Genomic DNA, 25,441 nt, shown 5'->3' on the forward strand with positions numbered 1-25,441 from the left:
GACTGAGTTCAGCCTAACAGGAGGTAAAGATGGTACGTATCTATACGTTAACACTTGCGCCCTCTCTCGATAGCGCAACAATCACCCCGCAAATTTACCCGGAAGGTAAGCTTCGTTGCACCTCTCCGGTTTTTGAACCCGGCGGCGGCGGTATCAACGTCGCTCGCGCAATTGCCCATCTTGGCGGAACCGCAACGGCGATTTTCCCCGCAGGGGGAGCAACCGGAGAGCATCTTGTTGCATTGCTCGCCGACGAAAATGTTCCCGTATCAACCGTCGAAGCCAAAGACTGGACCCGACAAAATCTTCATGTCCACGTTGAGTCCAGCGGTGAACAGTATCGTTTTGTCATGCCTGGCGCTGCGCTGACCGATGACGAGTTCTACCAACTTCAGGATCAGGTACTGGAAATCGAATCTGGTGCGCTGCTGGTCATCAGCGGTAGTTTGCCGCCCGGCGTACAGCTTGAGAAGTTGAACCGACTCATTACCACCGCACAAAAACAGGGGATCCGCTGTATTGTCGACAGCTCAGGCGAAGCACTGACGGCGGCGTTAGCCATCGGCAATATCGAACTGGTCAAACCCAACCTCAAAGAACTGAGTGCGCTGGTAAACCGCGAACTGACACAGCCCGATGATGTGCGCAAGGCCGCACAGGAAATCGTACATAGTGGGAAAGCGCACCGCGTTGTGGTCTCGCTTGGGCCGCAAGGGGCGCTGGGCGTAGATCGAGATACCTGCGTTCAGGTGGTTCCTCCACCGGTGAAAAGTCAAAGTACCGTAGGCGCGGGCGACAGTATGGTCGGGGCCATGACGCTTAAACTGGCTGAGAACGCGCCTTTTGAGGATATTGTCCGTTACGGTGTCGCCGCAGGTAGCGCAGCAACGCTAAATCAGGGTACGCGCCTGTGCTCTTTGGACGACACGCAAAAAATTTATTCGTATCTCACACAGTAATGACACAGCCCCTTTTGAAGAGAAAGGGGATTCTCGCGTAAAACTGTCAGCATGGGTGTTATGCGACTATGATAAAAAATCACGTGATTACAAAGAAGTGAATCATGTGCAGTCAGACGTCTCCACAACGGTACGGGGTGAAGAAGAGCGACAAACATTAAGTGCCTTTCCAGCGATGACGCGTCCGTGGTGTGCGTCAGTTCGTGTTTTTTAACCGCATTCTTGCGCTAACCTTATGATCTGGCAGACAACATGGGGAGAGACATCATGTGGCAGGCTATCAGTCGTCTTTTAAGCGAGCAATTAGGTGAAGGCGAAATCGAACTGCGTAATGAACTGCCCGGCGGAGAGATCCACGCCGCATGGCATTTACGCTATGCGGGGCGAGATTTTTTCGTCAAATGCGATGAAAGAGAGCTGTTAACCGGCTTTACGGCAGAAGCCGATCAGCTGGAACTACTTTCCCGCAGTCAAACTGTATCTGTACCGAAAGTCTGGGCAGTAGGCGCAGACAGAGATTACAGCTTTCTGGTGATGGATTTCCTCCCTCCCCGTCCACTTGATGCGCATAACGCGTTTATCCTCGGCCAGCAGCTTGCGCATTTGCATGAATGGAGCGACCAGCCTCAGTTTGGTCTCGACTTCGATAACGCGCTCTCTACCACGCCGCAGCCCAATACCTGGCAACGTCGCTGGTCAACCTTTTTCGCCGAGCAGCGTATAGGCTGGCAGTTGGAACTCGCCGCTGAAAAAGGCATAGCGTTTGGCAACATCGACGCCATTGTCGAGCATGTTCAGCAGCGTCTTTCTTCCCATCAACCACAGCCGTCTCTCCTGCACGGTGATTTGTGGTCCGGGAACTGCGCCCTCGGTCCTAACGGTCCGTACATCTTTGACCCCGCCTGCTACTGGGGGGACAGAGAGTGTGACTTGGCAATGCTGCCGTTACATACCGATCAGCCGCCGCAAATTTATGACGGTTACCAGTCTGTCTCACCACTACCGCTGGACTTTCTTGACAGGCAGCCAATCTACCAGCTCTATACGCTGCTGAATCGAGCAATTCTGTTCGGAGGACAGCATCTGGTTGTGGCGCAGAAAGCGCTGGATAGATTACTGGCGGCTTAACTACGTACCGCGTTGCTTATCAGGCCTGCCGTTTCGCAACGTGGCAGGCCCGATAGAGCGGCACTTACAAAAAGCCCAGCAATGAGAAGAAGAAGTAGCCGATCACGATAACGATCACCGGCAGAATATAAAGCGGGAAAATTTGTAAGAAGATCGTATGGTGCGGTACCACAATTCGCGACTCAAGTTGCTCGCGGGATAATCCTTCACTGCCCTTTGCCTGTTCCAGAATCAGCTGATCCTCAACGCCTTCGCGTAAGAAACGCGCCTGGCGGCTCATTCTGGCGCCTGAATCCTGCAACGCCAGACCGATAAAAATCAGGATGAATATCAGCCAAAAAACGATATTCAGTCCACTTTGAAAATCAGGCGTCGGCGAGTTATACCAAAACACGTTAAGAAAAGGTGTGTTCACCCGCATCATGTCGATCATCACATGGGCAAAATCGAGCATGACCGCGTTTATCCCTTCCTGCTTTTCGCTGTGCGCATACATAAACTTCAGTACTGAAACCAGCGTTGAAATCAGCGCGGGAATGAAAACCACCCATCCCACCAGTCTTTTCAAGATGGCAATGCGTCCAGCTTGTTGATACGTCATGAGTTCCCCTTGATTAAGACGTGTCATTTTGGCCTAAGTTTACCCGTTGATTACCGTTTTCGCCTGATCTTTAAAGGCGGTATACTGCTGAATTAGCCATAATAAACGCTCAGAGTCCGTCCAGGCTGGCTCTACATCCCTGTTATCACCGTAAAGGAGAGGTTGTAATGTCAACCCCGCGTCAAATTCTTGCTGCAATTTTCGATATGGATGGGTTACTGGTCGATTCTGAACCGCTTTGGGATCAGGCTGAACTGGATGTGATAGCAAGTTTAGGCGTTGATATCTCCCGTCGCCATGAACTTCCCGATACCCTTGGCTTACGCATCGACATGGTGGTTGATTTGTGGTTTGCGCAGCAACCCTGGAACGGCCCCTCACGTCAGGAAGTCACCGAGCGCATCATTACCCGGGCCATTGCGTTGGTTGAAGAAACAAAACCGCTGCTGCCAGGCGTTCGTGAAGCTGTGACGTTGTGCAAATCTCAGGGAATCAAAGTAGGACTGGCATCCGCCTCGCCGCTTCATATGCTGGAAAAAGTGCTGACCATGTTTGATCTGCGCGATGACTTCGACGCGCTGGCTTCTGCAGAAAAACTGCCTTACAGCAAACCGCACCCGCAGGTTTACCTCGATTGTGCGGCGAAACTGGACATTGACCCGTTAAACTGCGTAGCACTGGAAGACTCAGTGAACGGCATGATTGCCTCGAAAGCTGCCCGCATGCGTTCCATCGTCGTACCAGCGCATGAGAATCAGGACGATCCTCGCTTCGTTCTTGCTGACGTCAAATTAACCTCGCTCACCGAACTCACTGCCGCTCATCTGTGCGGCTAATCCTGTAACGGGCAATGATCGTATTGCCCGTCTTCTATGTTTTTTGTTTTTAAAACGATGTTTCATTTTTAATTGTATTTCTGTTTGACCTCTCCTATCCTTGCCCTATAGAGCAAGCGTTAATGACATAGATAGTTGAGGTAAACATGATTCAGGAAGCTTTTCGTCTCGAAGGTAAAGTCGCCATTGTCACTGGATGTGACACCGGCCTTGGGCAGGGTATGGCAGTGGCGCTGGCTGAAGCGGGCTGCGATATAGTCGGCGTGAATCGTAAAATACCGCATGAAACCGCAGAGAAAATTAACGCCCTCGGTCGACGCTTTATGGCCATTCAGGCCGACCTCAGCCAACAAGATGCTCTCACCAGCATCGTGACACAAACGGTGTCGGCGTTTGGCCAGGTCGATATTCTGGTCAACAATGCAGGAACTATACGCCGTCAGGATGCGCTGGACTTCAGTGAAAAAGATTGGGATGACGTGATGAATCTAAATCTCAAATCTGTTTTCTTTCTGTCGCAGGCCGTGGCGCGCCAGTTTCTGGCTCAGGGAAATGGCGGGAAAATTATTAATATTGCCTCAATGCTCTCTTTTCAGGGCGGTATCCGCGTTCCTTCCTATACCGCATCAAAAAGTGGCGTGCTGGGTATCACTCGCCTGCTCGCCAATGAATGGGCGGCCAAGGGAATTAATGTCAATGCTATCGCGCCCGGCTATATGGCGACCAATAACACCCAGCAACTGCGCGCAGACAGCGAGCGCAATCAGGAGATTATCGATCGTATTCCCGCAGGGCGCTGGGGCACGCCAAATGACCTGAAAGACCCGGTCGTGTTCCTCGCAAGTCCCGCCTCTGACTATATTCATGGCTATACGCTGGCCGTGGATGGCGGTTGGCTGGCGCGGTAAAGGCGCACTTGTGACAAAGGGTTACAACGTCACCTCTTCCGCCTACTGTATAAAACCCCTATACTGTATGAATCGACAGTTTATTGGGTTTTATCATGACGGCGGAAGGCCACCTTCTTTTTTCTATTGCCTGTGCGGTATTTGCCAAGAATGCCGAGCTAACGCCCGTTCTTGCGCAGGGTGACTGGTGGCATATTGTCCCTTCAGCCATTTTAACGTGCCTGCTGCCAGATATCGATCATCCCAAATCTCTGCTGGGGCAGCGTCTGAAGTGGATATCAAAACCCATTGCCCGGGCATTTGGTCATCGCGGGTTTACACATAGCCTGCTGGCGGTTTTTGCCCTGCTGGCCACGTTCTACCTGAAAGTCCCGGATACCTGGATAATACCGGCTGATGCCTTACAAGGTATGGTACTCGGCTATCTCAGCCACATTCTGGCCGACATGCTGACCCCAGCAGGCGTTCCCCTGCTTTGGCCCTGCCGCTGGCGTTTTCGTCTGCCCATCCTCGTGCCGCAAAAAGGCAATCAACTGGAGCGATTTCTGTGCATGGCACTGTTCGCGTGGGCAATCTGGATGCCGCAGACCGTACAAGAGAACAGCGCGGTACGCTGGTCTTCGCAGATGATTAATACGCTACAAATGCAGTTCAATCGTTTCATAACGCATCAGATTGACTAATAAATCAGCCAAAAAGTCATTTTCGGTATAAACAATTCCATTTGAATATAAGAGGCAAGTCACAGTTCTGCTAATCTTGCGCCAACAGAATCACCTTTAAACGGTGATACGCATAATAAGATCAGGAGAACGGGGATGAACTTTCCATTAATCGCGAACATTATCGTGTTCGTAGTGCTGCTGTTCGTGCTGGCGCAAGCCCGTCACAAACAGTGGAGTCTGGCCAAAAAAGTACTGGTCGGTCTGGTCATGGGTGTTGTGTTCGGCCTTGCCCTGCACACCATTTATGGCTCTGACAGCCAGGTTCTTAAAGATTCAGTACAGTGGTTCAACATTGTCGGCAACGGTTATGTCCAACTGCTGCAGATGATTGTTATGCCGCTGGTATTTGCGTCTATTCTCAGCGCCGTTGCACGTCTGCACAACGCCTCTCAGTTAGGTAAAATCAGCTTCCTGACCATCGGAACGCTGCTGTTTACCACGCTGATTGCCGCGCTGGTAGGGGTTCTGGTGACCAACCTGTTCGGCCTGACCGCCGAAGGTCTGGTGCAAGGTGGTGCGGAAACCGCACGTCTGAACGCGATTGAAACCAACTATGTTGGCAAAGTAGCTGACCTCAGCGTTCCGCAACTGGTGCTGTCGTTTATTCCGAAAAACCCGTTTGCCGATCTGACTGGCGCCAACCCGACGTCGATTATCAGCGTGGTTATCTTCGCAGCATTCCTGGGTGTAGCCGCGCTGAAACTGCTGAAAGATGATGCACCAAAAGGCGAGCGTGTTCTGGTCGCTATCGATACCCTGCAAAGCTGGGTGATGAAACTGGTTCGTCTGGTGATGCAGTTGACGCCGTACGGTGTTCTGGCGCTGATGACCAAAGTGGTTGCAGGTTCCAACCTGCAGGACATCATCAAGCTGGGTAGCTTCGTCGTGGCCTCTTATCTCGGTCTGGGCATTATGTTCGTGGTTCACGGGATCCTGCTGGGTATTAACGGCGTTAGCCCGCTGAAATACTTCCGCAAAGTGTGGCCGGTGCTGACTTTCGCCTTCACCAGCCGTTCCAGCGCAGCCTCAATTCCGCTGAACGTTGAAGCGCAGACCCGTCGTCTGGGCGTGCCTGAATCCATCGCCTCATTTGCCGCCTCTTTTGGTGCCACGATTGGTCAGAACGGTTGTGCGGGCCTGTACCCGGCAATGCTGGCAGTAATGGTTGCACCGACCGTCGGTATCAACCCACTGGACCCAATGTGGATTGCTACGCTGGTTGGTATCGTGACCGTGAGTTCCGCAGGGGTTGCGGGTGTCGGTGGCGGTGCAACGTTTGCCGCGCTGATCGTCCTGCCTGCTATGGGTCTGCCGGTCACGCTGGTTGCGCTGTTGATCTCCGTTGAACCGCTGATCGATATGGGTCGTACTGCACTGAACGTAAGCGGTTCTATGACTGCCGGTACGCTGACCAGCCAATGGCTCAAGCAGACTGATAAAACGATTATGGACAGCGACGATAACGCCGAACTGGCGCATCGCTAAGTCTGTCAGCTAAAAAAACAAAACCGCCGAAGCGTCATGCTCCGGCGGTTTTTTATATTCATTAATCGCTTAATTCATTTTCCTGGCGAACCTGATTAGCCCAGCGCTGTGCTGATTCCGGGACCGTAAATGCAGGCGAACGTTGAAACGCCTCCCCCATTAAGACAAATGCGACATATTTTCCGCGCAGTATCCATACGTCACGAAACGCATCCATTTTAACCGCATGCTCTGGTGGAGCGGGCTCCACGCGAGGAACATAGCTGATAACCGGACGATTTTGTTGGCGAAGAGGTTTCATAATCAGTTGCTTCACTAAAGACAAATTCTAAAAATCAGAAAACCGCTATCTTAGCCGATTTTGCCGCCTTGCGTCCTGCCTTGCGTGCGCTGTTTGCCTGGTTCATCGCGCTTTACGTCATCGGCCTGTACCTGCGCCGTTGAGTGAGTGGTCTATAGTTAAAGCTTTTGACAGCAACAACGACCCTTTCAGCAATGAAACCAGGAGACGAGTTTAATGTCACAGAATGATAAGCATCCACTCCATCACTCAGCGCCGGTTCATGATGCCAGCGAATCCCAGCCAGGACTTGACTCACTGGCGCCTACAGACGGTTCACATCGGCCAACACCTGAACCCACGCCGCCAGGTATGCAGCCCACTACGTCCGGCAGCTTAAAAGCGCCGGATATCAAAAGTGATAAACTCAACGCGCTGGATAGTTTTCGTAAAGGAAGCGAAGATTTTGCTCTGACAACTAATCAGGGAGTGCGAATCGCAGACGACCAAAACTCTCTGCGTGCAGGTAATCGTGGGCCAACCCTGCTGGAAGACTTTATCCTGCGGGAAAAGATTACCCATTTTGATCATGAACGCATCCCGGAGAGGATCGTACATGCCCGAGGTTCTGCCGCTCATGGTTACTTTCAGCCCTATACCAACTTGAGTGCGACGACGAAAGCGGACTTTCTGAGTGATGAAAATAAAATCACCCCAGTTTTTGTCCGATTCTCTACGGTTCAGGGCGGCGCAGGCTCTGCGGACACGGTCAGAGATATACGGGGATTTGCGACCAAGTTTTACACTGAAGAGGGCATTTTCGACCTGGTGGGAAACAATACTCCCATCTTCTTTATTCAGGATGCCCATAAATTCCCGGATTTCGTCCATGCAGTTAAACCGGAGCCGCATTGGGCTATCCCGCAGGGCCAAAGCGCCCATGACACCTTCTGGGATTATGTCTCATTACAGCCTGAAACGTTGCACAACGTCATATGGGCAATGTCCGATCGAGGTATTCCGCGCAGCTATCGCACGATGGAAGGCTTCGGCATTCACACATTTCGGTTAATTAATGCGCAAGGGAAAGCCACCTTTGTCCGTTTCCACTGGAAACCGCTGGCAGGTAAAGCCTCGCTGGTATGGGATGAAGCGCAAAAACTTACCGGTCGTGATCCCGATTTTCATCGCCGCGATTTGTGGGAAGCTATCGAAGCGGGCGATTATCCTGAATATGAACTGGGGCTACAGCTGATTCCCGAAGAAGACGAATTCAAGTTCGATTTTGACCTGCTCGACCCGACCAAACTGATCCCGGAAGAGCTGGTTCCGGTGCAGCGCATCGGTAAAATGGTGCTCAACCGCAATCCAGATAATTTCTTCGCTGAAAATGAACAAGTCGCATTTCATCCCGGACATATCGTCCCTGGCATCGATTTTACTAACGATCCCCTGCTGCAGGGCCGCTTGTTCTCCTATACCGATACCCAAATCAGTCGCCTGGGCGGGCCCAACTTCCATGAAATCCCGATTAATCGCCCGACCTGTCCGTACCATAATTTCCAGCGTGACGGCATGCATCGTTTAGACATCGATACCAATCCTGCCAACTATGAACCGAATTCCATCAATGATAACTGGCCGCGCGAAACGCCACCGGGGCCAAAACGCGGTGGATTTGAGTCGTATCAGGAACGGATTGAAGGAAACAAAATCCGCGAACGTAGCCCCTCTTTTGGCGAATACTATGCGCACCCTCGCCTGTTCTGGCTAAGTCAGACGCCAATTGAACAGCAGCATATTATCGGCGGATTCAGTTTCGAACTCAGTAAGGTTACGCGCCCCTATATTCGCGAAAGAGTGGTCGAACAGCTGGCCCATATTGATACTGCCCTCGCCGAGGCGGTTGCCGATAATCTCGGTTTTGAGCTAACCAAGGAACAGGCTGAAATTGTGCCGCCGCCCAACGTCAACGGTTTGAAAAATGCACCGTCACTCAGCTTATATGCAGGTGCGCAAGGTGAGATTAAGGGCCGCGTGGTCGCCATCCTACTTAATGACCAGGTTAAATCGACCGACCTGCTCGCCATCATGCAAGCCCTACAGGCCAAAGGCGTTCATGCCAAATTGCTCTATTCCCGAATGGGTAAGGTAGTTGCCGATGATGGTTCTGCCCTGACGATCGCCGGTACTTTTGCGGGTTCGCCATCCCTGACGGTCGATGCGGTTATCGTTCCGTGCGGCAATCTCGCGGATATCGTTACGAATGGTGATGCCCGATATTATTTACTCGAAGCGTATAAGCACTTAAAACCTATCGCCCTGGCCGGCGATGCTCGTCAGTTTAAAGCAACGTTGAATATCAAAAATGAAGGAGAAGAAGGCGTAGTGGAAGCGGACAGTGCAGACGCACAGTTTATGGATACCCTGCTGACGCTGATGACCGCGCACCGCGTCTGGTCACGCGCCGGAAAAATAGAAACGATTCCCGCCTAAAAAAATGCGGCGCATTAAGCGCCGCAAACTCAGGAATTACACGTTCAGAAAACTGCCAAGACGATAACCGCGCTCCGCAATTGCATATTTCAGTGACGAAGACGTCAGCACGTCAAGCTCAGTTAAGCGGGGGTAACAGTAGGCACTTTGACGAATAATGTCATCGATAAAGGCCGGATGACACATCACTTCCAGCGAGGATTCACCCCGATCCGCTGACGCATCCAGCGTCTGTAAAAACAGAGCCTCGGAGATCGCTTCACCGTAAAACTCGCTGCTGAACCCTTGGGAGGTACGTAACGTTTCCGGTAAATCAGACGCCTGGAACACGGTCTGACGATCGATACGCAATGCAATCCCCTTCTGGGCAGCAAACCCGGCCACGATAGGGAAAATTTGCGGGAACATATGCACATGGTGATGGCTATCCAGATGCGTCGGCTCCCGCCCGAACAGGTCAATAAAACGCTGATACTGCGCGGCCAGTTCCTGAGAAATTTCATCCAGCGGCAAAGTGTCCTCCTCTGCCATCTGCCAGATCCATTTCCCCAGTAAACCGTCACGAGTAAGACCCGGCATTGCCGTCAACGGCCTACCCAGCGTCAGAACAAAATGCATTCCGACGGCAAGTACCGGTAGGTCGCGACTCAGCTGTACCGCATGGTCAATCGCCGCACCGTTAACCAGTGCCGTTGTCGAGGTGACAACGCCATTGCGACAGGCTTCAACAATGCCGTAGTTTTGTCCTTTACTCAGGCCAAAATCATCCGCATTTACAATCAGTACGCGTTCCATAACCGACCTCAGTTAGTGTTGTTCGCTTTTGAGTTTCTCAATGCACCCGGCGAAGTTTGGCAGCCATTTTTCATGCGCCAGAATCAGCTCACGCGCCAGAATTTCGGCATCACTGTCAGAATGAACCAGCGGACTCAGGTTCAACGCCAACAGCACATCATTCAGCTCACCGCTCAATGCCGCATTGCTCGCCGCGACCTCGAAGCCTTTAATGGTATAGATAAGGCCGAGCACTTTCTCATCAAAATGGGTAATCCGTGGATGCGGCGTAGCACCGTTACGTCCCAGCGTACAGGTCATCTCAACCGCCCAGTCCGCAGGAATGTTATCAACATGCCCATGATGTGGAATGTTGACATAGTGCTCGGTCTGTTTGTCGTTGTAGATGGCGTTGATCACTTCACAGGCCGCATCGGAGTAATACGCACCACCGCGCTGCTCCAGCTCTTTCGGCTTAACGTTTAGCTCAGGATTTTTGTAGAGGTCAAACAGTTGTTTTTCTACTTTTTGTACTACCTGAGCACGTGCGCCGCCCTTATAGTACTCGCCCATTTCGATCGCCAGCATCTCTTTTGGCTTGAAGTAGTACAGCAAATACGAGCACGGCAGCAGCTTCAGCGAACGAATCAACCCTTCGCTGAACGGCAGGTCGAAAATGTTCTTCACGGTGGAAGCTTTCAGTTGACCAGAAGCTACACCGTCCAGCAGTTCATCAAACCGTGATTTGCCGTTCACCAGTACATCTTTAATAAAGACCATGTGGTTCAGACCGAACAGATCGATGGATAAGTCATCGCTCTCTTTCAGCGCCAGCACATCGCTAATGAACATTTTCATGCCGACAGGAATATTACACACGCCGATGAATTTCTTGAAATTCGTGTGGCGATAGACCGCTTCAGTCACCATCCCTGCCGGGTTAGTGAAGTTAATCACCCACGCATTCGGGCACAGTTCTTCCACATCTTTAATAATGTCAAAGATAACCGGAATGGTACGCAAACCTTTAAACAGCCCACCCGCACCGTTGGTTTCCTGTCCCAGATAACCATGGCTCAGCGGAATGCGTTCATCCTTTTCACGGGCTTTCAGTTGCCCTACGCGCAGCTGGGTGGTAACGAAATCAGCATCTTTCAGTGCTTCACGGCGATCCAGCGTTTTAAACAACTTCATCGGCACGCCGGCTTTGTCGATCATGCGTTGGCATAGGTCAAAAATAATGTCCAGCTTCTCTTTTCCACCGTCGACATCAACCAGCCACAACTCAGAAACCGGTAATTCATGATAGCGCTTAATAAAGCCTTCAAGTAATTCAGGGGTGTAGCTGCTCCCGCCACCGATAGTGACGACTTTTAATTTCTGGCTCATACTTTCTCCCTTCAGTGTCAAAACACTGACGTGTATTATGCTCAACCCGTTTGTCAGGTATAGCGTGGCTGTCCCGACGCTATTTTGGGCAAGCTATAAAAAATGGGTTATTGGCAAATAATATCTACTGATTAAATTCAGTTAATTTCTTACGGTAGCTATTCGGTGTAAACGACGTCAGCTTTTTAAACGTTTTAATAAACAGGCTTGGACTACTGTAGCCAGACTCGTAAGCAATATCCGTTACAGAATAGTTCGTCATTTCCAGCTGTTTTTTAGCAAAGTTAATGCGGATTTCATTAATAATCTGCATCGGCGTTTTGCTGTAATAACGCTGGGTTGCGCGGGTCAGATACTCCTGGGATTTCGCGGACAGGTGTACCATATTTTCCAGCGCATTCTCGCTAAACTGCCGTTTGTCGTGCATGGTCTCGACGGTGGTTTTAAGCCACTGCGGAATATCATCCAACACCTGCTCTTCGCGATGATGACGTAACCGATTAATAATATAGAAGGTGACCACTTCTACAAATTCATCCAGTCCGCTCTCGCGAAAGTTCAGTGATGCAATAACCGTTTCAATATAGGTAAGAAACGAGTTATTCGCCCGATAGACCTGCGATGCAACGAAACAAAATGGCAGCAGCGGATGATAGTGCTGTTCAAAAAAACGTTTACTGATGCCGACGTTAAGGATCCTTGTCGCACCAAAATCATAAAAACTTTGGTGGTGCGATCCCAACGGGATAAAGACAAAATCTCCACGTTCGAGCAGTACGCGCTTACCGTTGATTTCCTGATAATAGCGCCCGGTTAAAACCAGGGTAAATTCATAGTAGTCATGCTGATGCAGCCCGCTGATACTCTCAGTTTTGTTATAGATGAACACATGGAAATTTTTGCCATTAAACAGCTGCTGTTCATAAACGGTTTTGATTTCCGGTGCGTTAATCTGTAGCTGCATTATGCACTCCTCGCTATTTCAGCTTTTCGTGAAGCTCAATCAGTTCAGTCACCAGCTCACGCGCCAGCATTGATGTCATCAGGTGGTCTTGCGCGTGAACCAGCACCAGGCTAACTTTCATTTTACCTTCGCCCTGATCGCCTTCAATCAGTTTCGTTTGCACGAGGTGCGCTTCGTTCAGCGCCAGACGAGACTGGTCCATCATGGCTTTGGCCGACTCGAAATCGCCTTGCTTGGCCATTTTGAGCGCGCCGTACGCCAGGCTACGCGCCTGACCGGAGTTGATGATGAGGCCCATCACCACTTCTTCAAGTTCTTCTGCTTCTGACTGCGTGTCGACGATATTCTCGATATCCAACATACTTTTTTCCTCTGGTTCAGTCCGGCATGACCGTGAAGTCATGCCGGATTAAATTTAGAATTTCAATGCGTTAGCGATATCTTCTTCGCTTTCTTCTTGGTCAATAACGTTCTGCGCTTTGTTGGCTACCACCACGAACGGCAGGTAAACCAGCGTTGCGATACCGAGGTTGAACAGCGCGACCAGCAGAGCAGCGACGCTACCGTTGGTGTTAAAGAACGCGCCCAAACCGGTTGGCATGGTCCACGGTGCAATGTTGGTAATCGGTGGAATAATGCCTGAGTAGTAAGCTGCCAGCGTAATCGCCGCCAGAATCGGTTGCACCAGAATGAACGGGATAAACATCACCGGGTTCATGATGATCGGCAGACCGAACAGGATAGGTTCGTTAATCTGGAACAGACCTGACGGCAGTGCCAGTTTAGCAACCTGACGATAGTCAGGACGACGCGATGCCAGGAAGATAGCGATAATCAGACCCAGCGTTGCCCCGCTACCCCCAAGGAAAATATAGGAGTCGAGCATCGGTTTCGCCCAGACGTGGAACGTTTTACCGGCTTCAAGCGCGGCATCTACAGAACCAAACTGTTGGTAGATAGAGATGTTTTCCAGCGCCCATGGTGTCATGATACCGCTGTCCAGCGCAGTCAGCGCCAGTGAACCGTGAATACCGAAGAACCATAGCAGCGGAACAAAAATCACGTAGGCCCAGCCCACCACGCTGCCCAACGACGCCAGCGGAGTTGAAATGGAATCCATAATGATCTGGTGGAAGTTCGTACCCCAGGTGTTCAATGCCCAGGCGATGATCCCCATAATGGAGAGGATAAGGAAGCCAGGAATCAGCGCAGAGAAAGAGCGCGATACGGATGTCGGTACGCTATCAGGTAATTTAATGACCCAATTGCGACGAACCACAAAGGTGAACATTTCCGCGACCGCGAGGCCGATAATGATACCGGAAATAATATTGGCACCGCCGAGCCAGTTCGCGCCAACGGCATAGGCTTCACCCACGCTATAAGGCGTTACGGTCATAAACGCGGCGACAGATAACAGCCCGGCAGCCAGTGAGTCGACTTTACGTTCTTCTGCCAGCGCCATGCCGATGAAGAACGGTGCCATCAAGGACATGATACCCAGCGTGCCGTTATAGACGTTTCCACCAATGCCTTTCAAACTATTAAGCGTTTCAATAGTTGAAGCATCAAGTCGAATGCCCATTGAATAAAAAAACGACCCCTCCCCAAAGCTCAGGAAAACGTTATTGATTAATACAAACATGGCCCCTGCGAGGGTTAACGGCATTAAACGAATAAAACCGTTTTTGATTGCATTAACGTGTGGCTGCTTTCCAATTTTTACAGCAAAAGGAAGGAGTACCTTTTCAAGTGAAGCAATAGCGTTACTCATAGAAAAATACCCTTAAATACCGCAATTAAAAATTGCGGTGAATGTTAATGAAATAACTCTTTGACGGGAAAAATTAAAATAAAATAATTAATTTGCTGCGGCTTTTTTAATTGCTGCAACAGCAGCCTTAAGCACGCCTAAACCATCGACTTTGCCATACAGCAGCGAGTCAATCACTTCCACAGGCTTGTTGGGTAACAAACGCTGAATTTCGGGCAACATATAAGCAATTTGTGGACCTAATAACACGACATCGGCCGTTGGACCTTTTTCTCCGGCCAGCGTTTCAGGAAACGCTTCAATAATAACCGGCACTTCGTATTTTTCGGCCTGAGCACGCATCTTCGAAACCAACAATGAAGTCGACATGCCCGCAGAACAAAACAGATAAATGTGTTTCTTTTCCATTAAAACGATCCTCATATGCGATTATCTGTCAACCAGACACTCCGCAAGCCATAACCTGCATCCATGCTCTGGGTAACTTGCGTCAGCTAAATTACTTTTTTAGGTGGCTGAAATGAGTATACGGGATTGCACCAGTGGATGGTATTTCCTTGACCAACTAAATTGTCTCTCCTTGACCTGTCGTTATGACTCCCCTCACATTTCGGGCAAATAATTCGCGGCAATAAATAAGATCGTTCGGCACAAAAAAACCGGCGCGATGGCCGGTTCTTCTGAATGCTCAGGCAATAAGCAGTTGTTACTTCTTCGCCGCCTGCGGGTCGGTGTCGTACTCTGCGCAGGTCTGGTAACCGGAGTTAATCACATGTCCGGTGTCGTCTAAAGCAACAAAATAGGTTTCAGCTTTACCATCTCGTTGACCCAGGATGTAGGTCTGGCATGTCCCTCGCGCATGAATCATGCTGACTTCAGAAGAAGGTTTACCGGCAATCTGCGCCACCTGCGCCCGGCTCATCCCTTTCTTCACATCTTTCACCACGGGCTGAACAAATTGATCTTTGGTACGATCGTAGGCCGTACACCCTGCCAGCATAGTCAAAACAGCCGCTGCACTTAGAATTCCTGTTAGGTTCTTGTTCATATTCCGTCCTCTTGTATTTCAGCGTGTTATATAAGCCTGGAGCACAACAACATATTTTTCAAGCAATCAGATGATACTTAGGTCGTTTCGGAAAATTCTATACCCTAAATAATTCGAGTTGCAGGAAGGCGGCAAGGGAGTGAATCCTCAGGAGCTTACTAACGTAAGTGACTGGGGAGAACGAGCGCAGCCAACGCACATGCAACTTAAAGTATGACGGGTATATTAAAACAAAATGATGTTAGATCAGGCCTGCATCCCTTGTCGTTTGGGTCCCAACGCGTTAGCTTTAACACATCATTTTTTTGATCATTTTTATTTTCAGGAGGGGTTTAAATGACTCTGCAGCAAGAGATAATTCAGGCGCTTGGCGCAAAACCGCACATCAATGCAGAAGAAGAAATTCGCCGCAGCGTGGATTTCCTTAAATCTTATCTGCAGACTTACCCCTTTCTGAAATCACTGGTATTAGGGATTAGCGGCGGACAGGACTCAACGCTCGCGGGAAAACTGTGCCAAATGGCTATTTCCGAGCTTCGCGAAGAAACGGGTAATGACGCGCTGCAGTTTATTGCCGTACGTCTGCCGTATGGCGTTCAGGCTGATGAACAGGACTGTCAGGATGCCATCGCCTTTATCCAACCGGACCGCGTACTCACCGTCAATATTAAGGGTGCGGTACTGGCTAGTGAACAGGCCCTGCGTGAAGCGGGAATTGAACTGAGCGATTTTGTCCGTGGCAATGAAAAAGCCCGTGAACGCATGAAGGCCCAGTACAGTATTGCCGGAATGACCAGCGGTGTTGTCGTGGGTACCGATCATGCAGCAGAAGCCATCACCGGATTTTTCACCAAATACGGCGATGGCGGTACTGACATTAACCCTATTTTCCGTCTGAACAAGCGTCAGGGTAAGCAGTTGCTTGCCGCGCTGGGTTGCCCTGAGCATTTATATAAGAAAGCGCCAACCGCCGACCTCGAAGACGATCGCCCTTCTCTGCCGGATGAAGCCGCATTAGGCGTCACCTATGACAACATCGACGATTATCTGGAAGGAAAAACGCTGGCTGCCGACGTCGCGAAAAAAATTGAAGGCTGGTATCTGAAGACCGAGCACAAACGTCGCACACCGATTACGGTGTTTGATGACTTCTGGAAAAAAGCGTAATTCTTTTAGTCACATATTGCCGGATAGCACTGGGATCACCGCTGTCCGGCCTCTCCTCCTGGCCTGATGCCGCTTTTTTAATCGGTTTCAAACTGCTACACTGGATGAATAACCAGCATCTGGAGTGAGAAGTGGTACGGCGTCAATCAGCCCCACGCCTGACATTTGAGGCAGCGGCAATCTATGAATATCCTGAGCACCTGCGTCCATTTTTGAGTGCGCTTCCCGCCGCGCCAGGCGTCTATCTGTTTCACAGTGAAAGCGACACTATGCCGCTCTATATTGGTAAAAGCGTCAATATTCGCAGCCGCGTGATGGCACACCTGCGTACCGCAAACGAAGCGGCAATGCTGCGTCAGGCCAAACGCATTAGCTGGATTTGTACCGCGGGAGAAATTGGTGCCCTGCTACTGGAAGCACGGTTGATCAAAGAACAGCAGCCGTTGTTTAATAAACGACTGCGGCGCAATCGTCAGCTTTGCGCCTTGCAGCTTACCGACCGAACTGTTCAGGTTGTCTACGCAGGAGATATTGATTTCTCCCATGCCCCCAATCTGTTTGGCCTGTTTGCCAATCGTCGCGCAGCGCTACAAGCGTTGCAAAGCCTCGCGGATGAACAACAGCTGTGCTACGGCCTGTTGGGCCTGGAACCTCTGAGTCGCGGGCGCGCCTGTTTTCGCTCCGCGCTTAAACGCTGCGCCGGAGCGTGCTGCGGGAAAGAGAGTCATGAAGCGCATCATTTACGTCTGTTAAAGGCGCTGGAAAGAGTGCGCGTGATTTGCTGGCCATGGAGCACTGCCATTGCGCTGCAGGAAACCGGCGCTGAAATGACACAGTACCATATCATCAACAATTGGCTGTGGCTGGGAGCCGTTTCAACGCTGGATGACGCGGCTACCCTGGCGCGTATGCCGGCCGGCTTTGACCATGACGGCTACAAAATCCTCTGCCGGCCTGTTCTGTCTGGTCAATATGACATTATTGAACTGCGCCCGGAGAATGCCCCGGCATCCAGTTAATCTCGCTGAACAGCAGCTTCCCCTCGCGCTCCAGCAGTCGTAATGTGTGTTTACCATCATGCCAGCTTGCCCCCTGGTCGGCCGTCAGTAGTTTATCGCCCAGTTGCCATGCACCACTGATAACAAACACCACGCCGCCGCGTGAACCAAAGGTCGTAAACGTGCGGTCGGCAACTCTGACTTTCGCCTGGCAAACATCTCGTCGGGTCATGATATTAAAATCCATCGACATCTGCCCTTCCGTCAGCTTTGCTTTTACCACCTTGTCACCGGCAAAGGTAAAAGGCTGATGCTGTTTCAGGGTATGCGTAAAGATGTTCGTTTCTTCCAGGGTCACTTCTCCACCTTCCAGCAGAGTAATCACGCGTTCTACGCCGGGAAAAAGAGAAAACTCACCGTTTGCTGCAATGGAGGCGATACTCGCACGCCAGTGAAAATCTCGTGTTGCTGGCGGAAAACAGCAAATCTCTCGCGTTTCTCCCGCACCATTTCGCCAGAGATTGACCGGCATTTTGCGGATATCAAAGTATTCCATCATCCCTCCAGAAAGGCGCAGCACGGCAGTCTACCGTAAACAGACAGCCATAAATCATCATTGTTATGTTCACCCTGCAGATTATTGTTATCGGCAGTAGAGTTGATTTGCCTTAGCGAGGAACCCGGCATTTTGCAAAAAAGAATAACGCGCTGATCCAGGTAGAATTTTCGCGGGCTTCAGGAGAATAGCGTGTCGTGTGTCCGGTGCAATAGGCAGGAAAGAAAAAACCGCCGATCCTGCCCACATCGTTAAACGTGTTGTGGACAAGAGCGGCGGTCTTGAGTTTGGTTTCACGCTGCGCGGCTATCAGTGCGACACAGCATGAATGATTTAGTGTAGACGCTGATCGATTACTCGGCAGCTTGCGGCATTTTACCTTTCTGCGCTGCACGTTCTGTCAGACGCTTCTCAAAATTGGCATTAAACTGCTTTTTCTGTTCCGGGGTCAGAATGTTGTAAATCTTGTTCTGGGTTTCCATATGCGCCAGCATGTTGGCTTTGCGCTGTTCTTCCATCTTCGCAATCTGCGCTTCGGCTTTCGCTTTATCGAAGCTATCGCTGGCGATGATGTCGTGCATTGCGCGGCGTTCTTCCAGCGGCGGACGTTTCATCTGATCGCGCTGGCCTTTCATGATTTCGCGAATCTGTTGTTTCTGCGCGTCGGTCAGGTTCAGGTCTTTGAACATCATGTCGTGATGCGGGGCGAACTTGCCGTTGTGGTGCATCATCGGTTTGGCATCCGCTGGTGCAGCTGTTGTAGTGTCAGCAGCATGAGCCAGATTCGCAGCACCCAGCGCCAGAGTAGAGGCAACAAACAGAGCAGTCAGTTTACGCATAATTTCTATCCTTTCTTTCAGTTATTTTTACGACACTCATGCGACTCTTATGCAATGTGATGTCGTGTTGACGAGATTAACTTTACCGGCTTAAGCGTCAATTAATCAGAGCAACGGTAAAACAGTGAAAGTGTAAAAAACAAACTTTCATCAATTATGAAGAAAAAAAGAATAAATTGCGGAGAGTTGCAATAAAAAATTACAACAGGATGATTTTGAAAGGATTATGAAGAACTATACCCGAACCCTGATTATTAAGAAAGCAATTCACCAGGAATAATCCGTAATAAATAAAAACAGCACGCAAAAATAAGCCCTAAAGGATAAACCTGCAGGGCGAATATATTTATCACAACTTTTCGAGCATCAATCCGGCGCGTAAACCGCAGGCCACGTTAGGGTTCGGAAAGAGAACGTATTCAACATCATGGGTGACGATAAAACGTTCATCTCCGTCCTGCGCCAGCAAGGTCCCCTCTTTAAAGGGGGTAAAGTTGAGCGTCTGGTTATCCATATGGAGAATAAAATCATCGCTACGGCGTGTGATTTGCGACACTACGCGGTAGCGCAGCGGGGATGGTGCTCCCGTCGGTACTCGCTCGCCCTCCAGCAGCTTCGCCAGCGCATCTGCCGTCTGGGCAAACCGGGACAGATCGTTTTGTCCGAACGGCAACGCTTTACCCAGTTCCAGCGTGCAGGCCAGTGCGCCAAAATGTTCAGCGCTAAAATGGGTGAACGTGCCGCCAGGCGTCTGATGAAAAACCAGCGCCTCTAGTCCCGCATCTCCCAGCCATTCAAGAAAACCCTCGTCCCAGGCAACGTTGCGTTGTGGCAATACGCCAAAGCGCAGATGCTGTGAACCACGGATCGCGGTGTGCAGATCCAGGTGCCAGCGTGTTGGCTCTTTCGCCCGCGAATAAAAATCTTCCAGACACAGCTCAAGCTCATGGGCTCGGTGCGTTTCTTCACTCGCGGTAAAAATCTGCCACCGGCCGCCAAACATACGATTCAGATCGCTATGACAATACCGTTTTCCCGCCGCCAGCGCCTGCGGGTTTCCCAGAATCACCAGCAGCCGCCATGTCAGTGCCAGCTCGCCGCTAAACAGCCTGGACAACAATGAGTCGAGTATCTCTACCGGCGCGGTTTCATTACCATGGATCCCCGCAGACAGCACCAGAGAATGTTCAACGGGTACAATCGGCGTCAGTTCCAGAATTCCGTGACCGCTCCACTGCCAGTCAAAACCATGAGTGGTTCCTTGCGTTTTCTCTGGAGTGGCGCCTTCGAGCGTGATCGCCAGAAAGTTATCCATGGCGCATCCCCTCCTGCTGGAAAGGATACACAGAGCCGAGGTTGAGCAATTGTGTCAGCGAATCCAGCGCTTCACGCCCCTCGCGCAACAGCTGTGGGTCGGCAAGGTCGGCGGCGGTAAGACGATCGCGATAGTAACGGTCAACCCAGTTATTCAACGTGTTAAACAGCGTATCGTTCATGATAACCGCCGGATTCACCGCCTGCTGTTCCTGTGGGGTGAGCACCACTCTCAGGCGCAAGCATGCCGGACCGCCGCCGTTGGACATACTTTCACGCAGATCGAATACCCGCAGGTCATCGATCGGATTGTCTTCCTCAAGAAGACGGTTCAAATACCGCCACACGCCAGCATGCTCCCGACACTCCTGCGGCAGGACCAGCATCATTGAATTGTCATCACGACTCAGCAACTGACTGTTAAACAGATAGGTGGTCACAGCATCCTGCACCGACACCTCCGCAGTCGGGACTTCCAGCGGGGTAAAACCTGCCACCTGACTGCGCAACTGCTCTAACAACGCCTGCTGTCTGACAAACGCCTGCTGATGACAAAACAGCACCTGGCGATTCGACACCGCTATCACATCGTTATGAAACACGCCAAGATCGATGACGTCCGGGTTTTGCTGAGCAAAAATGCGCTGATGCGGGTTAACCTGATTCAGGCGGGCAACCGCCTCACTAGCCTCACGGGATTGCCTTGCCGGATAGCGCTTCGGCTGGGATGCATTACCTTCTTCACGACCGTAAACAAATAGCTGTACACCCGGATCGCCGTAATCTCCACCGAGGCGGTTATGGTTTGCCGCCCCTTCATCACCGAAAAGCGCTACCTGGGGTAACGCACCGTGGACCGCAAAGCTATTCTCATCACGGAAAATCGCCCGTAACAATGCTTCGGTAGTAGGCGCTTCCAGCGAACGGTGGAACTTATTATTCAGATTCGCTACCGTCAGATGCACTTTCCCGTCCAGCGAATCTGCCGAAGGGCAAACCGTTGCCGCATTCGCTACCCACATAGGCGATGCGGAGCTGGCACTGGAGAGCCAGTGAGGCGACTGACGCGCCACTTTCTCCAGCACCTGTTCGTCACTGCCGCTAAAGCCCAACTGACGCAGAACCGGAATAAAAGGACGCTCGTGGGGCGGGATCACCGCCTGAGGGAATCCCGCATCCGCCAGCGCTTTCATCTTTAGCAGACCCTGCTTCGCCGCCAGACGCGGGTTCGACACCTGAAATCGATGTTTGGTTGAAGCCTCATTACCAAATGACAATCCAGCATAGTGGTGAGTCAGTCCCACCAGACCATCAAAATTTACCTCACGGGCTTTCATAGCTTATCCTCGCGGGAAAAATCCAGTCCGGGGCTAAGCGCCGTTGGCAGCGTTAAGGCCGGAGATTCCAGACTTGCCATCGGCCAGGCGCAATAATCTGCGGCATACCACGCGCTGGCGCGATGGTTCCCGGAAGCGCCAACGCCGCCAAACGGTGCGGTACTCGCCGCGCCGGTTAACGGCTTATTCCAGTTGACGATCCCTGCCCGCGCCTCCAGCAGTAGCTGTTCAAACTGGCCGCGATCGGGCGAAACTAACCCACACGACAGTCCAAAGCGGGTGTTGTTCGCCATACGAATCGCATCATCAAAGCTGTCATAACGCCAGACGCCGAGCAGCGGGCCAAAAACCTCTTCATCAGGTACGTTCCCCGCCCCGGTCAGTTCGATGATTCCAGGGGTCAGCAGTGACGTTCCGGCGTTCACCAGACGTGGTGCTAACAGCGTACGGCCACCCAACGATGCCAGACGCTGCCAGGCATCATAGACGTGCTGCGCGGCCTGTTCGGAAATCAGTCCACCCATAAACGGCTGGGGTTGTGCATCCCAGTTGCCGGGCATTAAACGCTGACTAACCTCCACCAGACGCGTCAGGAACGCATCACCCTGCGCGCCTTTTTTTACGAGCAGGCGGCGGGCACAGGTACAGCGCTGTCCGGCAGTGACAAATGCGGACTGAATGGTCAGATGTACTGCAGCATCAATATCCTCCGGATTCTCAATAATCAGCGGGTTATTCCCCCCCATCTCCAGGGCGAGGATTTTTTCCGGCTGGTCGGATAACTGCCGATGCAACTGATAACCGGTATTCGCACTGCCGGTAAACAGCAGGCCATCGAGGTCTTCCAGTGCGCTTAACGCCTGCCCCGTTTCGCGTCCCCCCTGCACCAGATTCAGCACGCCCGACGGTAATCCCGCCTGTTCCCACAGCTTTGTTACTGCTTCACCGGTCCACGGCGTCAACTCGCTGGGTTTGAAAATCAACGTATTGCCGGCCAGCAATGCCGGAACAATATGCCCATTGGGTAAATGACCAGGGAAGTTATACGGACCAAAAACCGCCAGCACGCCGTGTGGGCGATGGCGCAACGTTGCCGCGCCATCCGGTATTTCGCTGTGCTGCTCACCGGTACGGGCATGGTAAGCTTTGACGGAGATGGCGATTTTATTGATCATCGCCGTCAGTTCAGTCGCGGCTTCCCAGCGTGGTTTGCCGGTTTCCTGGGCAATAATCTGGGTAAGCTCGGCCTTGTTGCTTTCCAGCAATGAGGCAAATTTTTCAACAATAGCCTGGCGTGCGCTGAAGGGCTGTTTAGCCCAACCGGCAAAGGCTGCACGCGCGGCCTGGCACGCTTGCGTCACCTGCGTTGCGTCGGCATCATTACCGTGCCACAGCACATCACCGCTTACAGGGTTGGTTTTCACCCGACGCTCGCCCAGGCCCGTCACCCAGTCACCGTTTATCCATAGTGTCATGCTGCTTTCTCCTCTGCACAAAGACGTACAAAACGTACCTGGTCGCCCGCGTGGCATTTCAGGGCATCCAGTTGTGCCGCCGTCAGTACCAGACGTTGGGTATCCGGATCTGCTCGAACCAGCATGACGCGGAAGTTTTGATAGTTTTCATTGGCAACCAGACAGGCCGGATAATCGCCGGTTGCTGGCTGACCTTCCGCCACTTCCACCAGCCTGCTTTTACGAATAGCCCGAACCCGGTCGATATCGCATTCCAGCGTCGGCCCGCCGTCGAAAATATCGACATAGTTGCGGTAGCGAAATCCTTCTTTCTCCAGCACCGCCCGCGCCGGGGCAGTTTGCGGATGCACCTGACCAATCACGTCTTGCGCTTCATCAGACAGAAAATGAGTATAAATAGGATGTTTGGGCATCAGTTCAGCAATAAAGGCTTTCTGTCCTGTTCCGCAGAGAAAATCCGCCCGGCTGAACTCCATTGAGAAAAAGCGTTTACCGAGGCTTTGCCAGAACGGCGAGTAACCGTGCTCATCAATCACGCCACGCATCTCGGCCACGACCTTCTCATTAAATCGGTCGCGAAAGGCCGCCATAAACATAAAGCGCGATTTTGACAGCAAATAGCCGTTGCCTTCTTTTCGCCAGTCCGGATCGAGAAACAGAGTGCAAAGCTCGCTGCTGCCTGTGTGATCGTTACTCAGAAACAGTGTCGGCAGCGCGTTATAGACATTCAGCTCTTTCGAGGCGTGGACCAGCGTACCGACCCGATAGTTGTACCAGGGATCGTTAAGCCCTACTGCCACCTCAATGGCGCAAATCCCGGCCACGGTTCCGCTGGTACTGTCTTCAAGCACAAACACATATCCCTGCTCACTTTTTGGCAACTCACCGCGCCAGGTTTGGAGTGAACGTTCGATACGCGCCATCAGCGTAGCTTCATTCGCCGGTAGCGAGGTCAACCCGCCGCCGGTTTTACTGGCAAGCTGCATCAACGCGGTGATATCCGCGCGTTCAATGGGACGAATCACCATCATGATGAACCTCCTGCTTTAATACGTTCGCAGGCCAGCGCAAAGCGATCCAGTCCGGTGGCGACTTCTTCTTCGCTGACGTTGAGCGCTGGCGCAAAACGCACCACGTTAGCGCCAGCAATCAGTACCATCACCCCGGCAACAGCCGCTTCTTGCGAGATGAGTTTCGCTTTCCCGGCAAATTCCGCGTTCAGCACGCAGCCGATCAACAGCCCGAGTCCACGAATTTCACTAAACAGTCCAAAACGTTCGTTAATAGCGTTAATACGCTCCACAAACCAGTCGTGGCGCTGCTTTACTCCGTTGAGCACTTCCGGTGTGTTAACAATTTCCAACAGTCTACCCGCCACCGCCGTCGCCAGCGGGTTTCCGCCGTACGTTGTACCGTGCGTGCCGACCGTCATCACGCTGGCGCAACGCTCTGTCGCCAGCAGTGCGCCGATGGGGAAACCACCGCCCAGCGCTTTTGCTGTCGTCAGCAGATCCGGCGTCACGCCGTAGTGCATATAGGCATACAGCTCCCCGGTACGGCCAACGCCGGTCTGAACTTCATCAAAAATCAGCAGTGCATTATGGCGATCGCATAACTCACGTAGCCCCTGCAAAAAGGCTTCTGTTGCCGGTACCACACCGCCTTCACCCTGCACTGGCTCCACGAGAACCGCACAGGTGGTGTCATCAATCAGTTGGCTGGCAGAATCGAGATCGTTGTATACGGCATGACGGATATCCGGCGGCAGCGGCGCGAAATCCTGTGAATAAGCGGGTTGTCCTCCGGCGCTGACGGTAAACAGCGTGCGGCCATGGAATGCATTTTTAAACGCCACAATCCCGCTCTTCTGGCTGCCAAAACGATCGTGGGCATATTTACGCGCCAGTTTTAGTGCCGCTTCGTTGGCTTCTGCACCGGAGTTACAGAAGAAAATGCGCTCGGCGAAGGTGGCGTCAATCAGCTTTTTCGCCAGACGCAGCACCGGCTCGTTGGTGTAGCCATTTCCCGTATGCCAGAATTTGCTCGCCTGGTCGTTTAATGCCTCGCGCAATGCCGGGTGGGCGTGACCCAGCGCGTTAACCGCAATGCCTCCCGCGAAATCGATATACTCTTTACCCTGCTGATCCCACAGACGTGAACCTTCACCCCGCACCGGAATAAAAGGGGCCGGAGCGTATACGGGCATCATCCATTCATCAAAATTTTCACGCGTAATTGACAGAGACATAGCGACCTCAACGGTAAATAAAAGGTTATTTATATGTTAATAAATATAGTGTTTGCGGTGTAAATGTAGATTGCAGGGTTCGTGCCAGCCAGCGAAAAAAGTGCATAAACGGAGGTCGATGACGGAATATCAACAGGTTA

Annotated in this window: 26 protein-coding genes; 10 read left to right on the forward strand and 16 right to left on the reverse strand. The window is 51.7% G+C overall.

The window, feature by feature from the left end:
- Positions 1 to 29 precede the first annotated feature (29 nt).
- Positions 30 to 959 carry a 6-phosphofructokinase II gene (gene pfkB, locus OGY83_RS06670; protein WP_286635542.1) on the forward strand — a complete coding sequence of 310 codons (930 nt, stop codon included), beginning with the start codon at positions 30 to 32 and terminating at the stop codon, positions 957 to 959.
- A gap of 267 nt (positions 960 to 1,226) precedes the next feature.
- Positions 1,227 to 2,087, forward strand: coding sequence for a fructosamine kinase family protein (locus OGY83_RS06675; RefSeq protein WP_003030598.1), 861 nt, complete (start codon positions 1,227 to 1,229; stop codon positions 2,085 to 2,087).
- A 64-nt stretch (positions 2,088 to 2,151) separates the two neighbouring features.
- Here the strand turns inward: OGY83_RS06675 and OGY83_RS06680 are convergent, their stop codons facing one another.
- Entirely contained in the window at positions 2,152 to 2,688 is a 537-nt protein-coding gene (locus tag OGY83_RS06680) for a YniB family protein (protein ID WP_191233713.1), read from the reverse strand.
- 167 nt (positions 2,689 to 2,855) lie between these two features.
- Between OGY83_RS06680 and hxpB the strand changes: the two genes are divergently transcribed.
- From hxpB to tcyP, 4 genes are all read left to right on the forward strand, one after another.
- The gene (gene hxpB / locus OGY83_RS06685; protein WP_286635543.1) at positions 2,856 to 3,524 is read left to right on the forward strand and encodes a hexitol phosphatase HxpB; all 669 of its coding nucleotides are present in this window, start codon (positions 2,856 to 2,858) and stop codon (positions 3,522 to 3,524) included.
- Positions 3,525 to 3,670: 146 nt separating this feature from the next.
- The gene (kduD, locus tag OGY83_RS06690) at positions 3,671 to 4,432 is read left to right on the forward strand and encodes a 2-dehydro-3-deoxy-D-gluconate 5-dehydrogenase KduD (RefSeq protein ID WP_286635544.1); all 762 of its coding nucleotides are present in this window, start codon (positions 3,671 to 3,673) and stop codon (positions 4,430 to 4,432) included.
- An 83-nt stretch (positions 4,433 to 4,515) separates the two neighbouring features.
- Positions 4,516 to 5,115 (forward strand): metal-dependent hydrolase, encoded by a 600-nt coding sequence (locus tag OGY83_RS06695; protein WP_008784570.1) that lies wholly within the window; start codon positions 4,516 to 4,518, stop codon positions 5,113 to 5,115.
- 135 nt (positions 5,116 to 5,250) lie between these two features.
- Positions 5,251 to 6,642, forward strand: coding sequence for a cystine/sulfocysteine:cation symporter (gene tcyP, locus OGY83_RS06700; RefSeq protein WP_079938544.1), 1,392 nt, complete (start codon positions 5,251 to 5,253; stop codon positions 6,640 to 6,642).
- A 61-nt stretch (positions 6,643 to 6,703) separates the two neighbouring features.
- On the opposite strand, the gene cedA is transcribed toward tcyP, so the two are convergent.
- Positions 6,704 to 6,967 (reverse strand): cell division activator CedA, encoded by a 264-nt coding sequence (cedA, locus tag OGY83_RS06705; protein WP_072025560.1) that lies wholly within the window; start codon positions 6,965 to 6,967, stop codon positions 6,704 to 6,706.
- 192 nt (positions 6,968 to 7,159) lie between these two features.
- Here cedA and katE point away from each other — a divergent pair, with 192 nt between their 5' ends.
- Positions 7,160 to 9,418 carry a catalase HPII gene (katE, locus tag OGY83_RS06710; protein ID WP_286635545.1) on the forward strand — a complete coding sequence of 753 codons (2,259 nt, stop codon included), beginning with the start codon at positions 7,160 to 7,162 and terminating at the stop codon, positions 9,416 to 9,418.
- Positions 9,419 to 9,454: 36 nt separating this feature from the next.
- Here katE and chbG read toward each other — a convergent pair whose 3' ends face one another.
- From chbG to osmE, 7 genes are all read right to left on the reverse strand, one after another.
- Positions 9,455 to 10,213, reverse strand: coding sequence for a chitin disaccharide deacetylase (gene chbG / locus OGY83_RS06715; RefSeq protein WP_191212848.1), 759 nt, complete (start codon positions 10,211 to 10,213; stop codon positions 9,455 to 9,457).
- Positions 10,214 to 10,225: 12 nt separating this feature from the next.
- Positions 10,226 to 11,581 (reverse strand): 6-phospho-beta-glucosidase, encoded by a 1,356-nt coding sequence (locus OGY83_RS06720; protein ID WP_079938540.1) that lies wholly within the window; start codon positions 11,579 to 11,581, stop codon positions 10,226 to 10,228.
- 124 nt (positions 11,582 to 11,705) lie between these two features.
- Positions 11,706 to 12,548: a transcriptional regulator ChbR gene (chbR, locus tag OGY83_RS06725; RefSeq protein ID WP_085951046.1), complete on the reverse strand. Its 843-nt coding sequence runs from the start codon at positions 12,546 to 12,548 to the stop codon at positions 11,706 to 11,708.
- Positions 12,549 to 12,558: 10 nt separating this feature from the next.
- Complete coding sequence (gene chbA, locus OGY83_RS06730) at positions 12,559 to 12,906, reverse strand: PTS N,N'-diacetylchitobiose transporter subunit IIA (protein WP_003030618.1); 348 nt, start codon at positions 12,904 to 12,906, stop codon at positions 12,559 to 12,561.
- Positions 12,907 to 12,960: 54 nt separating this feature from the next.
- Entirely contained in the window at positions 12,961 to 14,319 is a 1,359-nt protein-coding gene (chbC, locus tag OGY83_RS06735; protein WP_003030619.1) for a PTS N,N'-diacetylchitobiose transporter subunit IIC, read from the reverse strand.
- A gap of 87 nt (positions 14,320 to 14,406) precedes the next feature.
- Complete coding sequence (gene chbB, locus OGY83_RS06740; protein WP_003840900.1) at positions 14,407 to 14,727, reverse strand: PTS N,N'-diacetylchitobiose transporter subunit IIB; 321 nt, start codon at positions 14,725 to 14,727, stop codon at positions 14,407 to 14,409.
- A gap of 298 nt (positions 14,728 to 15,025) precedes the next feature.
- On the reverse strand, positions 15,026 to 15,367 hold the full coding sequence (gene osmE, locus OGY83_RS06745) for an osmotically-inducible lipoprotein OsmE (protein ID WP_003030621.1): 342 nt from the start codon (positions 15,365 to 15,367) through the stop codon (positions 15,026 to 15,028).
- A gap of 336 nt (positions 15,368 to 15,703) precedes the next feature.
- On the opposite strand from osmE, the gene nadE reads away from it, so the two are divergent.
- Complete coding sequence (gene nadE, locus OGY83_RS06750; protein ID WP_032936096.1) at positions 15,704 to 16,534, forward strand: NAD(+) synthase; 831 nt, start codon at positions 15,704 to 15,706, stop codon at positions 16,532 to 16,534.
- Between the two features lie 131 nt (positions 16,535 to 16,665).
- Positions 16,666 to 17,553, forward strand: a complete 888-nt coding sequence (gene cho, locus OGY83_RS06755) for an excinuclease Cho (RefSeq protein WP_123267024.1) — start codon at positions 16,666 to 16,668, stop codon at positions 17,551 to 17,553.
- On the opposite strand, the gene ves is transcribed toward cho, so the two are convergent.
- Positions 17,513 to 18,088 carry an environmental stress-induced protein Ves gene (gene ves, locus OGY83_RS06760; protein WP_079938538.1) on the reverse strand — a complete coding sequence of 192 codons (576 nt, stop codon included), beginning with the start codon at positions 18,086 to 18,088 and terminating at the stop codon, positions 17,513 to 17,515. The two genes, cho and ves, sit on opposite strands and share 41 nt — an antisense overlap.
- 199 nt (positions 18,089 to 18,287) lie before the next feature.
- Here ves and OGY83_RS06765 point away from each other — a divergent pair, with 199 nt between their 5' ends.
- Positions 18,288 to 18,416: a hypothetical protein gene (locus tag OGY83_RS06765; RefSeq protein ID WP_275052641.1), complete on the forward strand. Its 129-nt coding sequence runs from the start codon at positions 18,288 to 18,290 to the stop codon at positions 18,414 to 18,416.
- A gap of 25 nt (positions 18,417 to 18,441) precedes the next feature.
- On the opposite strand, the gene spy is transcribed toward OGY83_RS06765, so the two are convergent.
- The 6 genes from spy to astC form a co-directional block, all read right to left on the reverse strand.
- Entirely contained in the window at positions 18,442 to 18,927 is a 486-nt protein-coding gene (gene spy, locus OGY83_RS06770; protein WP_003030629.1) for an ATP-independent periplasmic protein-refolding chaperone Spy, read from the reverse strand.
- Positions 18,928 to 19,276: 349 nt separating this feature from the next.
- Complete coding sequence (gene astE, locus OGY83_RS06775; protein ID WP_286635546.1) at positions 19,277 to 20,242, reverse strand: succinylglutamate desuccinylase; 966 nt, start codon at positions 20,240 to 20,242, stop codon at positions 19,277 to 19,279.
- Positions 20,235 to 21,578, reverse strand: coding sequence for an N-succinylarginine dihydrolase (gene astB / locus OGY83_RS06780; protein WP_286635547.1), 1,344 nt, complete (start codon positions 21,576 to 21,578; stop codon positions 20,235 to 20,237). Before astB ends, astE begins: the two co-directional genes overlap by 8 nt.
- Positions 21,575 to 23,053 (reverse strand): succinylglutamate-semialdehyde dehydrogenase, encoded by a 1,479-nt coding sequence (gene astD, locus OGY83_RS06785; protein ID WP_286635548.1) that lies wholly within the window; start codon positions 23,051 to 23,053, stop codon positions 21,575 to 21,577. Before astD ends, astB begins: the two co-directional genes overlap by 4 nt.
- Positions 23,050 to 24,084, reverse strand: a complete 1,035-nt coding sequence (astA, locus tag OGY83_RS06790) for an arginine N-succinyltransferase (RefSeq protein ID WP_286635549.1) — start codon at positions 24,082 to 24,084, stop codon at positions 23,050 to 23,052. The genes astD and astA overlap by 4 nt, the downstream gene beginning before the upstream one ends.
- On the reverse strand, positions 24,081 to 25,301 hold the full coding sequence (gene astC, locus OGY83_RS06795) for a succinylornithine/acetylornithine transaminase (RefSeq protein ID WP_079938532.1): 1,221 nt from the start codon (positions 25,299 to 25,301) through the stop codon (positions 24,081 to 24,083). Before astC ends, astA begins: the two co-directional genes overlap by 4 nt.
- Positions 25,302 to 25,441: the final 140 nt, after the last annotated feature.

Source organism: Citrobacter sp. Cpo090 (genome assembly GCF_030332665.1).
GTDB classification, from domain to species: Bacteria; Pseudomonadota; Gammaproteobacteria; order Enterobacterales; family Enterobacteriaceae; genus Citrobacter; species Citrobacter portucalensis.

Bases quoted from the DNA above. Each gene is read 5' to 3' on its own strand.
- pfkB (WP_286635542.1), top strand. From the start codon at position 30: ATGGTACGTATCTATACGTTAACACTTGCGCCCTCTCTCGATAGCGCA.
- OGY83_RS06675 (WP_003030598.1), top strand. From the start codon at position 1,227: ATGTGGCAGGCTATCAGTCGTCTTTTAAGCGAGCAATTAGGTGAAGGC.
- OGY83_RS06680 (WP_191233713.1), bottom strand. From the start codon at position 2,688: ATGACGTATCAACAAGCTGGACGCATTGCCATCTTGAAAAGACTGGTG.
- hxpB (WP_286635543.1), top strand. From the start codon at position 2,856: ATGTCAACCCCGCGTCAAATTCTTGCTGCAATTTTCGATATGGATGGG.
- kduD (WP_286635544.1), top strand. From the start codon at position 3,671: ATGATTCAGGAAGCTTTTCGTCTCGAAGGTAAAGTCGCCATTGTCACT.
- tcyP (WP_079938544.1), top strand. From the start codon at position 5,251: ATGAACTTTCCATTAATCGCGAACATTATCGTGTTCGTAGTGCTGCTG.
- katE (WP_286635545.1), top strand. From the start codon at position 7,160: ATGTCACAGAATGATAAGCATCCACTCCATCACTCAGCGCCGGTTCAT.
- chbG (WP_191212848.1), bottom strand. From the start codon at position 10,213: ATGGAACGCGTACTGATTGTAAATGCGGATGATTTTGGCCTGAGTAAA.
- OGY83_RS06720 (WP_079938540.1), bottom strand. From the start codon at position 11,581: ATGAGCCAGAAATTAAAAGTCGTCACTATCGGTGGCGGGAGCAGCTAC.
- chbA (WP_003030618.1), bottom strand. From the start codon at position 12,906: ATGTTGGATATCGAGAATATCGTCGACACGCAGTCAGAAGCAGAAGAA.
- chbC (WP_003030619.1), bottom strand. From the start codon at position 14,319: ATGAGTAACGCTATTGCTTCACTTGAAAAGGTACTCCTTCCTTTTGCT.
- chbB (WP_003840900.1), bottom strand. From the start codon at position 14,727: ATGGAAAAGAAACACATTTATCTGTTTTGTTCTGCGGGCATGTCGACT.
- osmE (WP_003030621.1), bottom strand. From the start codon at position 15,367: ATGAACAAGAACCTAACAGGAATTCTAAGTGCAGCGGCTGTTTTGACT.
- nadE (WP_032936096.1), top strand. From the start codon at position 15,704: ATGACTCTGCAGCAAGAGATAATTCAGGCGCTTGGCGCAAAACCGCAC.
- ves (WP_079938538.1), bottom strand. From the start codon at position 18,088: ATGGAATACTTTGATATCCGCAAAATGCCGGTCAATCTCTGGCGAAAT.
- spy (WP_003030629.1), bottom strand. From the start codon at position 18,927: ATGCGTAAACTGACTGCTCTGTTTGTTGCCTCTACTCTGGCGCTGGGT.
- astE (WP_286635546.1), bottom strand. From the start codon at position 20,242: ATGGATAACTTTCTGGCGATCACGCTCGAAGGCGCCACTCCAGAGAAA.
- astB (WP_286635547.1), bottom strand. From the start codon at position 21,578: ATGAAAGCCCGTGAGGTAAATTTTGATGGTCTGGTGGGACTGACTCAC.
- astD (WP_286635548.1), bottom strand. From the start codon at position 23,053: ATGACACTATGGATAAACGGTGACTGGGTGACGGGCCTGGGCGAGCGT.
- astA (WP_286635549.1), bottom strand. From the start codon at position 24,084: ATGATGGTGATTCGTCCCATTGAACGCGCGGATATCACCGCGTTGATG.
- astC (WP_079938532.1), bottom strand. From the start codon at position 25,301: ATGTCTCTGTCAATTACGCGTGAAAATTTTGATGAATGGATGATGCCC.